At 50.5% G+C, this 13,043-nt stretch carries 12 protein-coding genes; 3 read left to right on the top strand and 9 right to left on the bottom strand.

Annotation, left to right across the window (positions count from 1 at the left end):
- Positions 1-325: 325 nt before the first annotated feature.
- Genes JYE50_RS02160 through JYE50_RS02150 form a run of 3 tightly spaced genes read right to left on the bottom strand, consistent with a single transcriptional unit; the run spans position 326 to position 2,245 of the window.
- A complete protein-coding gene (locus JYE50_RS02160) occupies positions 326-760 on the bottom strand; it encodes a DUF3021 family protein (protein ID WP_143329679.1) in 435 nt (144 codons plus the stop codon).
- 2 nt (positions 761-762) lie between these two features.
- Entirely contained in the window at positions 763-1,197 is a 435-nt protein-coding gene (locus JYE50_RS02155) for a LytTR family DNA-binding domain-containing protein (protein ID WP_084094045.1), read from the bottom strand.
- A 13-nt stretch (positions 1,198-1,210) separates the two neighbouring features.
- Positions 1,211-2,245: a 2-hydroxyacid dehydrogenase gene (locus tag JYE50_RS02150; RefSeq protein WP_283399156.1), complete on the bottom strand. Its 1,035-nt coding sequence runs from the start codon at positions 2,243-2,245 to the stop codon at positions 1,211-1,213.
- Positions 2,246-2,826: 581 nt separating this feature from the next.
- On the opposite strand from JYE50_RS02150, the gene JYE50_RS02145 reads away from it, so the two are divergent.
- The 3 genes from JYE50_RS02145 (at position 2,827) to JYE50_RS02135 (ending at position 4,489) form a co-directional block, all read left to right on the top strand.
- Complete coding sequence (locus tag JYE50_RS02145; protein WP_084094041.1) at positions 2,827-3,480, top strand: YczE/YyaS/YitT family protein; 654 nt, start codon at positions 2,827-2,829, stop codon at positions 3,478-3,480.
- Between the two features lie 118 nt (positions 3,481-3,598).
- Positions 3,599-4,120, top strand: coding sequence for a helix-turn-helix domain-containing protein (locus JYE50_RS02140; RefSeq protein WP_084094039.1), 522 nt, complete (start codon positions 3,599-3,601; stop codon positions 4,118-4,120).
- 174 nt (positions 4,121-4,294) lie between these two features.
- Positions 4,295-4,489: a hypothetical protein gene (locus JYE50_RS02135; RefSeq protein WP_084094037.1), complete on the top strand. Its 195-nt coding sequence runs from the start codon at positions 4,295-4,297 to the stop codon at positions 4,487-4,489.
- A gap of 275 nt (positions 4,490-4,764) precedes the next feature.
- Here JYE50_RS02135 and JYE50_RS02130 read toward each other — a convergent pair whose 3' ends face one another.
- The 6 genes from JYE50_RS02130 to JYE50_RS02105 form a co-directional block, all read right to left on the bottom strand.
- The gene (locus tag JYE50_RS02130; RefSeq protein WP_084094035.1) at positions 4,765-5,748 is read right to left on the bottom strand and encodes a helix-turn-helix domain-containing protein; all 984 of its coding nucleotides are present in this window, start codon (positions 5,746-5,748) and stop codon (positions 4,765-4,767) included.
- 659 nt (positions 5,749-6,407) lie between these two features.
- On the bottom strand, positions 6,408-7,274 hold the full coding sequence (locus JYE50_RS02125; protein WP_143329678.1) for a hypothetical protein: 867 nt from the start codon (positions 7,272-7,274) through the stop codon (positions 6,408-6,410).
- Positions 7,275-7,449: 175 nt separating this feature from the next.
- Positions 7,450-8,088 carry a hypothetical protein gene (locus JYE50_RS02120; RefSeq protein WP_084094030.1) on the bottom strand — a complete coding sequence of 213 codons (639 nt, stop codon included), beginning with the start codon at positions 8,086-8,088 and terminating at the stop codon, positions 7,450-7,452.
- 76 nt (positions 8,089-8,164) lie between these two features.
- The gene (locus JYE50_RS02115; protein ID WP_084094029.1) at positions 8,165-8,863 is read right to left on the bottom strand and encodes a hypothetical protein; all 699 of its coding nucleotides are present in this window, start codon (positions 8,861-8,863) and stop codon (positions 8,165-8,167) included.
- A gap of 169 nt (positions 8,864-9,032) precedes the next feature.
- A complete protein-coding gene (locus JYE50_RS02110) occupies positions 9,033-12,122 on the bottom strand; it encodes an InlB B-repeat-containing protein (RefSeq protein WP_084094027.1) in 3,090 nt (1,029 codons plus the stop codon).
- A gap of 200 nt (positions 12,123-12,322) precedes the next feature.
- Positions 12,323-13,015 (bottom strand): hypothetical protein, encoded by a 693-nt coding sequence (locus JYE50_RS02105; RefSeq protein WP_084094025.1) that lies wholly within the window; start codon positions 13,013-13,015, stop codon positions 12,323-12,325.
- Positions 13,016-13,043 lie beyond the last annotated feature (28 nt).

Here is a 13,043-nt window from a genome sequence, read left to right as displayed (position 1 = left end):
TGATGTCTGGTCAGAATGATCACGGGACTGAGCTATGCTCAGGACCGCGAACGGAAGGGGCAGTTCTCTCGTTCCAGTTTACTGGAAACGTAGAAAACCGTCCCTTCCGTTCACTCATCAGTTTCGTTTTTTCATTAAGCTCAGCGCAGCGTTGATATATTTGCCTCCGGCAAATATCACGTGCGAAGCACACTAACTTACACATGCCCGGAGGGCATATTTCACATTGAACGGCTTGCCGTTCAATATTTCACATCGGCTGATTCATCAGCCGATATTTCACATTTGCCGAAGGCAAATATTTCATTGAGACATTCGTGATGATTTATTCATCATCACGAATGTCTCTAATCGCTTCATTAATCTTCTTCTCGTCCGTCTTTGCCATCCACAGGGAGCTGATCCACACAAACGCATAGATCACCACATACATCACGGCGATCACAATGAACTCTGTCAGGTTTGAATACCACCCGAACAGCCATCCGCATCCTGCCACCACGATCAGCAGGAAAAAGAAATGCAGCAGGATCCGTCCTTTTCCGCTTGCGATGTTTTCGCCTTCCCTGTCAATCAGGAACAGTGTCGCCAGCGCGCACAGGAAACCGGTCAGGATAATGGACAGCGGAATGTACCACGGCCATTCAATGACCATGTCCTTACCGAACAGCCGGCCAATCAGCGCTTCCACACCCAGGCCGAACAGGATTCCCGTAGAGATCATCAGCGTCTGGTTGAATACGATCTTCCATTTCTTCATGTTCACACCCCCAGCTTTTCCTTCAGTTCCTTCACGTAGCCCCGGGAGATCACGATCTGTTCCCCGTTCAGCAGTTCCGCCCTCATCCGTCCGTTTATCTCGCCCTTCACGGACCGGATCTTCCGGATGTTGACGATCATTGCCTTGGCGCAGCGCAGGAACCGGCTGCTCAGGATCTCTTCCAGCTCATACAACCTGTACTTCGTTTCATAGCAGCCTGCCTTGGTGTACACAAACGAGCGCTTGTCCACCGATTCAATGTAGTAGATTTGGTCGATCCGGCACATCATGGTCTTGTCGTCATGCTGAACCGGTATGGTCGCGCACTGGTTTTCCAGCAGGTCAATCGCTCCCCGGACGCTGTCCGTAACGTTCACCACGCTGATGACGGCACTTTCCTCTTCCGGGGTCTCCACATGTTTTATGTCAATCCTCATGCCTTTATCCCTGTCAGAAACACTCCTGTTTCCGTTCTTTCCTGCATTCTTCTATCTTGCCGCAGCGGTAGCACAGTTCATTGTCACAGAAACCGTCATTCCGGAAACAGGACAGGATGTTGTTCACCGTGGTTTCCGCGATATTGTTCAGTGCTTCCTCTGTCAGGAACGCCTGGTGTGAGGTCACGATCACATTCGGCATGGAGATCAGCCTGGACAGCAGTTCATCGTCCATAATGTGTCCGGAGCGGTCTTCAAAGAATACATCCGCTTCCTCCTCATACACGTCCAGGCAGGCCGCGCCGATCTTCCGGGCTTTGATGCCTTCCAGCAGCGCTTCAGCGTCGATCAGGCCGCCCCGGGAGGTGTTGACGATCACCACGCCCTTCTTCATCTTCCCGATGGCTTCCGCGTTGATCATATGCCGTGTATCATCTGTCAGCGGGCAGTGCAGGGAGATGATGTCACTCCGCTCCAGCAGCTCGTCCAGCGGCACATACTCAATTCCGCTGTCCTTCGCCGGAAACAGGTCATAGGCAATGACGTTCATGCCGAATCCCCGGCAGATATCAATAAAGATCCGCCCGATCTTGCCGGTTCCCACAACGCCCACAGTTTTCCCGTGGAAGTCAAATCCGGTGAGCCCGCTCAGGGAGAAGTTGAACTCCCGGGTGCGGTTATAGGCCTTGTGGATCCGCCTAACAGAGGTCAGCAGCAGTGCGATGGCATGCTCCGCCACGGCATAGGGTGAATAGGCCGGCACATGCACCACATGGATCTTCCCAAAGGCATGGGGCACGTCCACATTGTTGTAGCCCGCCGACCGCAGGGCGATCAGCTTCACGCCGTATTCATACAGCCTGTCGATCACTTCCGCGTTCACCGTGTCATTCACAAAAACGCACACCGCGTCGCAGCCCCTGGCCAGTTCTGCTGTGTCCTCGTTCAGCTTTGTTTCCAGGAACCGGAACCGGATATCGTTCAGCTCGCCGTAATGTTCAAACGACGGCCTGTCATATGCCTTGGCATCATAAAAAGCAACTTTGATCATCTTCTCCTCCTTTTCTGTTATGCATTATATGTGTTCATTGATTTATGTCTCCTGCGGTTTCAGATTATAACATAAACAGGGGAATTCTACCGTTATGTATGTACCATGTCATTCCGACCAAACGTTAGTGCGTGGGGAATGATCCGAGTGGTGACCCAGTGGGTCATTCGCCATAGCCGAAAACGAGGTGGAGTCCTGACGCGCGCGGTGCGCGGGACGGGGATCCCGTCCGCGGTGCGTGTGCGTTTCCTTATCGAAACAAGCAATGCGAACCGCTCCAAGGGAGCAATGCGCCGATTGAGACTGCGGAGGAATCCCTTACTATAATCCTGACCCGCAGACAATCATTATTCTTCCGACTATAATACTTTCGACTGCAGCCGTCCCCGCTCCTCCGTTCCTTGCCTAATTCAACAAAATCACACAAACATTAAACCTGATCAATTCAGAAAAACAGCATTTTTGCTGTTTTCTCCACCATTTTTAAGTTTTAAGTTCTCATTTTTCATTTTTCAGTACAATAATTATGTTAATATATTTTTTGTGTTTTATTTCATCTCATATTCAGGAGCTCCATTATGAAACGTAATCTTCTCCCCCGCTACGCCCTCTTCCTGGTCGGCCTCTTTGTCGCCTCCATGGGCGTTGCCTTCTCCGCCAAAGCAGGACTGGGCACTTCCCCTGTCGCTTCGGTGGCCTATTCGGTTTCACTCATCACTCCCGTACTTTCCCTCGGTACCTGGCTCAACCTGCTCAGCGTGATCCATATCATCACCCAGATCCTTGTCCAGAAGTTCAAATGCAACTATGCCGAGATCGCCATCCAGGCCGTTCTTGCCTTTGTCTATGGCTACCTGTCCGATTTCTCCTGCTGGCTCATCCGGAACATCGCCGTCAACAGCTACCCCATGCAGCTGCTGTATATGTTCCTGGGCTGCCTCATCCTTGCCCTGGGCCTCTGGATCCAGTACAAGGGCGGTGTGGCCATGCTCCCGGGCGAAGCCATGAACCGGGCCATCAGCCGCGTCACCGGCCGGAAATATGAAAATGTGAAGATCTTTTTTGACGTGCTCTATATCATCATTTCCACCGTCATCTGCCTGGTCTTCCTGGGCGAACTGAAGGGCGTGCGCGAAGGCAGCATCTTCGCCGCCATCGCCGTCGGAAACATCATGAAGCTCTTCAACCGCCTGTATAACCGTTATTTCGCCGCCTACACCCCCACCGCCTGACCTCATTTGTAATGGGACATACCCTGTCTCATCGGTGAAAACAGGACTTTTGCTCACTTTATGTCCTGTTCACCATGAGCCTTTTTTCATAAACTGTCACCCGAGAGGAGGAACCCCGATGGATCTGCAGAAGATCGGAACATTCCTGAAAGAACTTCGGAAAGAGAAAGGTTTTACCCAGGAGCAGCTGGCTGAATCCCTGAATGTTTCCAGGCGGACAGTATCCCGCTGGGAAACCGGGAGCAACATGCCGGATCTGGACCTGCTGATGGAGATTTCAGATCTCTATGAGGTGGATCTCCGGGAGATGCTCAACGGAGAAAGGAAAAGTGAGAAAACAATGGATAAAGAAATGGAAGAAACCGTATTACAGGTTGCTGAATACAGCAACGCCGGCCAGGAACGTGCCACAAAGGTTGTGCGCGTATATTTCCTGCTCGGTATTCTGGCGCTTTGCGTCAATGCCGCCACCCTCTTTATGGATCTGCCGGACACTTACTGGTCAGGCTTCCTGAAGGGCGGCACCATCGGCCTTGCGGTCGCGGCCATGATCATGGGGCTTCTGTACACCACAAGTGCAATGAAGAAGCTCTACGATTTCAAAATGCGCCTGATCGGCAAAGAGAAAGCGGTTCGATGAAATGCACAGATTAACAGAATTCGGTCTGTTTTTGGCCATCGTAATCATTCTGACAAACCGCTTTGTGATTGAAATTCCTTCAGCACCGGCAGTCATTCTGTACACCCTTGCCGTCCTGCTTTTCATCATCGGACTGTACAAAACCACAAAAACAAAACATGGAGAAACAAGCAAATGAATAAGAAAACCAATACTATTTTAACAATTATCAGTGCCATCCTGGGCATTACCGGCATAGGTCTGCTCATCTGGTCCATGCTGGATGATACCGCCTCCCGCTGGGTCCTGGCCATCGCCCTCGCCTGCACCACCACCGGCCTCTTCATCAGCAGCTACCGCCTCGCCAAGCACCACAAATCCGGCAACTAACCCCATTCCCTCAATTCAATAAAATCGCACCCTCCCGGGTGCGATTTTCTCCACCATTTTTATGTATTCAGTAGTCTCTCGCCGCAGCGGATCAATTCAAAAAAAAAACAGCGTCCGAAGACGCTGTTTTCTCCACCATTATTCATTTTTAAGTTTTAAGTCTTAAGTTTTCAGTAGTTCCCGCCCGCAGGCGGATAGCACTTCCTACCTCCTACTTCCTACCTCCTACCTGATGTAGGCCTCCTACTTCCTACCTCCTACCTGAACGCTTCCCTTTATTTTTTCAAAGCGTTCCTTATCGCCATGACCGCTCCGAACGCGACGCCCGCCACCGGCCAGATGATCCAGGAGTCCCTCCACGCGTTCCCGATAAAGCTCCATGCCAGGTATGCCGCGGTCACCAGGCACCAGTACGCCGCGCTGATGTATCCAGAGTGCTTGTTGTTAGCCTTGTTTTCCCGGGTGTATTCCTGTTCCTCCAGCAGCATCTGATAGCTTCCCTGGACGATGGATACCCGGACAATCATCATCACACCGATAGCCGTCAGCACCAGGATCGCCGCAAGCCCTGCCACCATCATAAAGGATTCATCGCCAAGGATCAGGCTGAGAAACAGCGGAATGCATGATGCCACGCACAGCATAATCCCGATGATCAGGTAACGGCTGTGAACTGGCTGGAATCTTTCTTTCCGTTCCCGCGCCATACCCGTCACGCCATACAGCGTTTCCACAGGTTCTTTCTCCAGGTATTCATAGCGGGAGATTTTCTGTGCGGAAGTAACGAACAGCCCTACTGCCGGAGCGATCATCAGCATCATAATGACCATGCCGATTCCGCCCGCCGCGTTCTCGCTCCACTTCAGCAGGCCGTATGACTGCGCGCCGCCCAGCAGAATCAGTGCTACCGGGGAAAGGATGCACAGCATCACCGCAATGGCCACCCTCCGGGAGTTCTCTTCCTTAACTTTCAGGAAAGCATTTGCTTCTTCCATCCCGATAGTCCTCACCGGGCCTTCCGCGCTGCTGTCCTGTACGATCTCCGTTCCGTCCGCCTGCTCCATTTCATCTTTCAGCAGGTAATCGGTACTGACGTGGAACAGTTCCGACAGCTGCACGATCCGTGCCATATCCGGGATCGACTGCGCGCCTTCCCATTTGGAAACCGCCTGCCGGCTCACGTTCAGTTTCTCAGCCAGTTCCTCCTGGGACCAGCCGCTCTTTTTCCTCAGATCAATCAGTTTGTCCGCAAAGATCATTTTCTTCTTCCTCCTGGATTTTCTGTCCCTTTCGGGCAAACCCAGCCTATCCCAATTCCCCGTGGCAGGCTATCAATTCCACCTTGAACTTCCGCAACCACCGGTTGCAACTGTTGTTTTTCCGTATATTTCTCGCCCTTTCCCCCGTTTTCCTTCAATCATTCAAAAATGATGTCTGGTCAGAATGACCGCGGGACTGAGCTGTGCTCAGGACTACAAACTGCAGGGACGTTCGCCGTGTTACAGTATTAACTGGAACAAAAGGAGCGTCCCTGCAGTTCATTCGTCAGTTTCGGGTTTTCAAAAGGCCCAGCGCAGCGTCTATATATTTGCCTCCGGCAAATATCACGTGCGAAGCACAGTAATTTACACATTCGCGGGGAGCGAAGGAAGCGGTGCCACAGTGTGACATTTGACAAAGTCAAAAGCGCCCTGGAGTCCTGACGCGCGCGGTGCGCGGGACGGGGATTCCGTCCGCGGTGCGTGTGCGTTTCCTTACCGAAACAAGCAATGCGAAGCGCTCCAAGCAAGCAGTGCGTCGATTGAGCTTGCGGAAGGCATATTTCACATTTGCCGAAGGCAAATATTTCACATCCGACCGCAGGTCGGATATTTCACATTGAACCGCTTGCGGTTCAATATTTCACTTCACTTATCGATCAGTAGATCGCCATGTGAATCCTTTCGCACATTTTCATATTCTCCGCTTTCCACTCGCCAAACAGTTCCTCAAATTCCTGCCCGTATGCTTCCTTAAACTCTTTGGCGGTTCCATCCATATGCGTGAATACGTAGTCCTTGCCAAACTTCTTCACCAGGTATTCCACAACGCATGCTGCCTGGTGATAGGTCACCGACATCATGGTCGGATGCTCCTGCTGTGTTTCCGTCATATGCATCCAGCTGTTACAGACTGCGAAATACTTTTCTCCCACCGTGATCGGTGTGTTGTAGATTGCGGCTCCGCCATAGTATACCTTCCGGATGTCTATCTTTCCTTCCGCGTCTCCTGCTCCGCGGGCAATCATGCCGGCCGCGAATTCATCGCTCATGGCATAATTAAACGCCCTGGCCATACGGTTGCTGCAGACCAGCTTGGAAAGGTATTCCGCGATCCCTTCCGCCCAGAAACCATGGCTGATCCCAAAGGTAACACATACATCCGTCAGGAAATGTACATATTCATGCAGCAGGCTGTATCCGGCATCATCCCATCCTTTGAACAGCCGGATTCCCATGTCCGGATCATAGTAAAACGCGTCAGATAGCTGCGCTTCCTCCGCCCGTCCCGCAAAATCCGTATAGATCGGGATCGAAGGAACCTCGTCCTTCAGATAGTCTTTCAGGACCTCCCGCACTTCGGCAAAGTCCTTTTCCATACCGGCCAGCAGCAGCTCCAGGCCGGCATAGAACTTCTCTTCCCCGAGCAGTTCAATATCATCCCGGCTCAGATACAGCACAGCCGAGTCCGTTACCACACGGTAGGGATATCTTTGCTGATTCTTCTCCGGATTGTTTTCTACCATATACGTTCTTTCCTCCCCTATACTGCCGGAAACCAGACCGGCCAGCAGCAATATAATAAGCAGAAAAGCCTTCAGGTGCAAAACACACTTCATCTTTTTTGATTTCTTTTTCATGATATTGTGCTGAGTGCTGAGGTGTATATATAAAACCGTACTAATTATATACTTTCGATACTCACTCTTCAGAATCCTTCAAATGATAGAAACGCTGGCAGATTTCCTCTGTTCTGTCTTCAGTTACTGATGAAGCAGTGATTATAACCATGTATTCACCGCGGATAAACATGATAAGTCTGGAGTACATATGCTGATTAACCGTAAGGATATCATAACTTCCCAGCATGCCATCATACTCCCGGCCTTCTATGGTTGTGCTCACATACTCAGCTTCTGCATTGGCAAATCCTGTTTCGCGAAGCCATTGCTGAAAATCATCAATATTGCTTTTTATTAACGTTTTCGTATCTGTTTCCGTATACTCGCTGCTTCCAGCAATGTACTTTATTTTGATATTGATGGCATTATTAAGAAGATCCTTCGCCCGAAGGACTGTAAGAATGCCTGCGTTCTCCTTGAATTGTTGCATTTCTTCCGGCATAAGAGCTTTTGTAGCTTCGCGCATCCGCTCATAATCTTCGTCCGTAAGGATCTGCCAGTCATCAATCTTGAACCCGAGACCTACGTATTTGTTTTCATATGCTCCGTTTTCAATCGTTCCAAACAGCGTGTCAGCATCAACCGACGCTTCTTCAGCATATCCGGTCGCGAAAAGGCACAAAACAAGTACCAGGCATACGCACAGCGTTTTACGCATTATCATATTCTCCTTTCAGATAGAGGAAAAATCTAAAAAAACAGGAATACAGCCTGACGCCGTATTCCTGCACAGTTTACTTGATCAGATAAAGTTTGTCGAAAACTGCATCGATTGCATCTTCCTCAAGGCCGGTAACAGTGATCGATACCAGGTATCTGTCGCGGATGCACATAATAAACTTGGAGCTCATTTGGATTCCCAGCATTTTATAGCTGGTCAGCAGGCCGCTGAATTCTTCACCGTCAACGGTTTTCTTGATAAACTCAACCTTCACGTCCTCGCACCCGGCCGTCGTAAGTGAGGATGCGCTGGCATCAACGCTGCTCTCGACAATCGTATCTACACCAAGCATCTCGTAAACAGGGGCATATTCACCCAGATTTCTCATGGAGATGTTGATGTTCGTTCTGTCAGGAGCCATAGCCATCATGACATAGAGCATATCGATCTGATCCATCATCTTGGCATAGTCCTCTGTCACCAGCTTTTTGGTGATGTTGTTCATCGCGTCGATTTCTTCGTCAGTATAGAAATGCCAGTCCTCCAGTTTGAACCCGAATCCGATAAACTCATTGACATAGTTTCCGTCTTCCACCCTGCCGAACAGATCCGCAGCGACATCCGTGGGTGTGGTGCTTGTCTCGTCCCCGGCTTCCGCGGCAGTATTGCCGATCGCCGCTCCGGCGTCCGTGGTGGCAGCTTCATCCGCTGCGTATCCGACAGCCATGAAGCAGAAAAGGAATACCAGGCACAGGCAAAGTACTTTTTTCATTCTGTTTCTCCTTTCGTTTTGAAGCGATATTGGTTCAATGGAAAGATGCTGTTAAAAATGGATATTTGCGGAATAGTAATAATTTCGATGACTGTTGTCTTGAATCCTTTATGTTACAGGCTTGCGCGGGGAAAAACATAAACAAAACACACTTTTTACACCCGCTTCATTATTTTCTCCTTTGTCTGATGAAAGCTGTTCCGCCGATTCCTGCCGTTCCCAGCAGCACCAGTATCAGATACAGCATCGGGTCCGCCGGTTCCCCGGTCTTCGGGATCGGCTTGGGTGTCGGTGAAGGTACGTCTGCCGGTGTGGGAGTCTGCGTCGCCGAAGGCGTTTCTGTCGCAATGGCTGTCGCTTTATATACCGCGGTATAGGTAACCTTTCCCGTTACCGCGGCAATCTCCCGGTTCCATCCGTCAAAAGTATAAGTATATTCCTTTGTAGGAACTTTCTCCGGTGTTTTTCCGTCATACCGGGGTGTCTCGCCGTATGGAACATATTCGTCCGTTTCCAGGATGGTATGATCATCATTCTCCCAGGTTACCGTATATTTCTGCAGCGTCTGGTTAAACTGGGCTGTATAAACTGCGTTCCCGTTCACAATGGATATTTCTGGCGCCCACGTGTTGTTAAAGGTATAAAGATACTGCGCTGTCGAGGTCTTTGTTGGTACTTCTCCGTTGTAGACCGGCATCACGCCTTCGGTCAGTTTATCCGTCTTCAGCTTATTTCCATCCCCGTCCATCCATGTGACAGTGTAGGTGTTGAAGCCGTAGTACATGGACAGCGTCAGGCTGCCGTCCGGAGCAAGAATACCGCTTCGCGTGGAAATATCAGGTTCCAGGGTATATCCGGGATACTGGATTTCATCCGCTGTCACCGTGGACCGGATGCGTCCGGTCAGCTGCTTCGTCTGTGCCGGATCCTCCTGGTAACTGTCTCCCGCTTCCTGCTTGTAATACCTGACCGTATAGATCGTATTGCCGTCCGCGGCAAACGCGGCTGTCAGGATGATATCTTCCTCGCCGACCGGAATCTCATCGCCCGGATAGTAAAGCATCCCGTCCTGCATCCAGCCGATAAAATGCTCGCCGTCCGGGGCGTTCAGTCCTTCACCGGAAGGTGCGATAACCGCGGAATGCGTCCGGTAGTATTCGTCCTCCGGCACCCTTCCGGAGCCGTCTCCCGCGTTGTAGCTCACCTTCGGCAGGGGCAGGCGGCTCCACTGGGCCACCAGTGTGATATTGTTTTCCGGAACCGCGGAATCAAAATCATAGGGTTTTCCGTCCAGCGCCCAGCCCAGGAAGGTCCATTTCCAGTCTCCGCGATGTTTGCGCGTCGGATTCACGGGCTGGCTCACCTTGTCTCCTGCAATCACCCTGGACTCTGTCGGCCCGGTATAGCTGCCGCCTTCCTCGCCCAGGGCGGGGTCAAACTTCACGGTATAGGCCAGGGGCTCCCATTTGGCAAAAAGGCCAAGCGCATGGGGCGGCATGGTTCTGTCTGTCAAAGCCGTCACAGGATCGCCCACATATTCAGCCGTGTCATACCATCCTTTGAACACATAGGTCACGCCATCCTGTTCCACGATTGTCTGATCCGGAATATAAGAATCCGGTATATATCCGGCAAGTGGTTTTTCATACAGAACCTGTTCAGAGGAAACGGATGTCACGCCTATACCCGGATTAAAGTCCAGCTGATAGCTCAATCGATCCATGTAGAATTTCAGTATATTCGGCAAAGGACTGTAAGAGTATAAGTAATGATAGGGTCCGGAATCGACCGGGCCGGTAACCTGTCCTGTTGTTTTTCCGTGATCCACGCGAAATCCTGGATCATCCGCCTGTGTTGCCCCGTCTGTAGCTCCAGGGTAACGATATTCATACGAATATGCCAGATTGTAACTGGATGGATTATCAAGATCCTGTCGAAGGATTTCCCTGCGGTATGTATAGTTTCCGGATTGTTTGTATAGCCTGTATACGATTGTTGCGCCATCCGGAAGATCCGCATTGCATCCATCAGCTGTCTGCGGAAAAGTCAGTCTGATCTTCAGCATACCGGTATCAAAAGAGGTTGAACCATAATAAACATCCCATCGGTTCAGATCGTGTTCTGCCAGCAAATCTTTAACATCCGTCAGGTAGTCTGTCTGTTGAATTGCGTCATCGATTGTCACCAGAAGCTCTCCTGTGTCTCTTTTTCGCAGTTCAAGCTTATAGCGTTTCAGTCTGGCATATACATTCAGGACCGTGGTGCCATCTCCCTGAATACCGCCATCCTGATTGACTTCCGAAATACTTGCCGTGTTTTTGTCATCAAGGAAGATATGTGTTACATATTTCCTGTTTCTGTATTTCTCACTATTGACCCGCACAGCTTCATAAAGTGCTCCGGAAGCCGCATCTGTCGCCGGATCAAAAGCCACGTCTCCGCCCGTGGTACCGGTTTTGGTTATGCTTGCTCCGTAATCATATCCGCCGTCTGTGTTTTCCACCCACAGCACAACCTTATAAGGCGTATCCGTATTGGCCGTCCAGTGGGCATAGATATCCGCAGCCTGTGTCGGGACAGTATCGAAATCGAACACTGATCCGCCTGCCGCTTCCGTATACCAGTTATCAAAAGTATAGCCTGCCCGGGTTGGATCCTGCTCCGGTCTTTCCGCCTTCTGCCCCGGCAGGATCAGCTGTGAATGTACAAAAGATCCGCCCTGTGTAAAGAACCGGGCATAATAGCCGGTCTCCGGAACAGGTTCCAGATTCATGTCTTCTGTAACAGCAATGGTTTCTGTCGTATGTACCGTGCCATGCTGGTCTTTCCAGCCGCTGTTGACCTTGTCAATGGCAGTGACCGCATAGGCCGGATGCTCTTTGTCGAATGTATAGGACGATCCGGATACAAGCTCCTCGTTCAGCAGCACATTACCCAGTTCGTCATAATAGGTAAAGCAAAAAGTCTGTATGAATTTTGCGTATACGGTCGTTGTGCTGTTCCGCGTGTTCTGGATGCCAAAAGAAAAAGGCTTCGTGCACGCCTCATCCGCGTACCATCCTTCAAAGCGCTGTCCTTCCGGCGCGGCTGGCGCCGCCGGTTCCGGCAGATTCTCCCCTTCTTTGACTGCCAGCAGCTGATAAAGCTCTTTCCCTGTATAGAACCTGAAGATCCGGCTGTCAGCAGTATCCGCGTCAGCAGTAACATTGGTAAAGATCACGCACAGTAAAACAAAAAGCACAGACAGCAGTTTTCTCATTGCAGTATTCCTGCCTGTCTGTGCGTGGCCCTTGCGGTCATGTCGGTCAAGTCCTTCCTGTTATTCCGTTGCTGACTGCCACATATTGTACATGAACATTCATCTAATATCAATATATACGGCCGCGAACATCTGCAAAAAAAGAAAAAATGTACAAAAAAACCGCCGATTTCCATTTCATCGGCGGTCTGTATGGTTTTTTACTTCAGGTGATACAGGTTCTTCACAATTTCGTCTGTTGTGTCTTCATTCATGCTGGTAATGGTAATATAGGCCACATAATCGCCGCGGACCAGCCAGATCTGCTTCAGGTAGGTCGGGACGCCCTGGACTTCGTAATATACGGACGTGCCGGCATAATCCTTGTTTTCAATGCCGATCTTCGCGCCGTCCACCTTCACATTCTCGAAGCCCACCTGGGTATACATTTCCCGGGAAGCGTCCAGGGAGCTGGCAATCACATTATCCACACCCATCGTGTTGATCGCGTCCACGTATTCCTTCATGTTCCGCAGCACGATATTGATACTGGCCTTGTCATCCTGCGCGCTGGCCATCATGATCGTCAGATTGTCGGCCAGGCCGATATCCTGTTCCACCTTGGAGCTGATCAGGTCGTTGCTGACCTGGTTCACAGCCGCCAGTTCCTGTTCAGAATAAAGATGCCAGTCCTTCAGTTTGAATCCCAGGCCCAGGAACTCGTTTTCGTAGTTGCCGTTCACTTCTTTACCGAAGATGGATACGGAATCAATGTCTTCGGAAACGTCGGTAGGAGTAGCCCTTTTGCTGCTTTTCTTATTGGATTTCATATCTGTCGGGGTTGCTTCACTGGCATAACCCACGGTTGCAAAGCATAAAGCAAACACCATAATCAAACATAACACTTTTTTCATTGTACTATTTTCCTTTCAAAGATGAGAT

The sequence above is a fragment of the Aristaeella lactis genome, assembly GCF_018118585.1.
GTDB classification, from domain to species: Bacteria; Bacillota; Clostridia; order Christensenellales; family Aristaeellaceae; genus Aristaeella; species Aristaeella lactis.
Note: the sequence above shows the minus strand (reverse complement) of the source record. Positions and strands in the feature narration are given on the sequence as shown.

Excerpts from the sequence above, each read along its gene's own strand:
- JYE50_RS02115 (WP_084094029.1), bottom strand. The coding sequence starts at position 8,863 with ATGAAAAAAGTACTTTGCCTGTGCCTGGTATTCCTTTTCTGCTTCATG.
- JYE50_RS02105 (WP_084094025.1), bottom strand. The coding sequence starts at position 13,015 with ATGAAAAAAGTGTTATGTTTGATTATGGTGTTTGCTTTATGCTTTGCA.
- JYE50_RS02110 (WP_084094027.1), bottom strand. The coding sequence starts at position 12,122 with ATGAGAAAACTGCTGTCTGTGCTTTTTGTTTTACTGTGCGTGATCTTT.
- JYE50_RS02130 (WP_084094035.1), bottom strand. The coding sequence starts at position 5,748 with ATGATCTTTGCGGACAAACTGATTGATCTGAGGAAAAAGAGCGGCTGG.
- JYE50_RS02160 (WP_143329679.1), bottom strand. The coding sequence starts at position 760 with ATGAAGAAATGGAAGATCGTATTCAACCAGACGCTGATGATCTCTACG.
- JYE50_RS02135 (WP_084094037.1), top strand. The coding sequence starts at position 4,295 with ATGAATAAGAAAACCAATACTATTTTAACAATTATCAGTGCCATCCTG.
- JYE50_RS02125 (WP_143329678.1), bottom strand. The coding sequence starts at position 7,274 with ATGGTAGAAAACAATCCGGAGAAGAATCAGCAAAGATATCCCTACCGT.
- JYE50_RS02155 (WP_084094045.1), bottom strand. The coding sequence starts at position 1,197 with ATGAGGATTGACATAAAACATGTGGAGACCCCGGAAGAGGAAAGTGCC.
- JYE50_RS02145 (WP_084094041.1), top strand. The coding sequence starts at position 2,827 with ATGAAACGTAATCTTCTCCCCCGCTACGCCCTCTTCCTGGTCGGCCTC.
- JYE50_RS02120 (WP_084094030.1), bottom strand. The coding sequence starts at position 8,088 with ATGCGTAAAACGCTGTGCGTATGCCTGGTACTTGTTTTGTGCCTTTTC.
- JYE50_RS02140 (WP_084094039.1), top strand. The coding sequence starts at position 3,599 with ATGGATCTGCAGAAGATCGGAACATTCCTGAAAGAACTTCGGAAAGAG.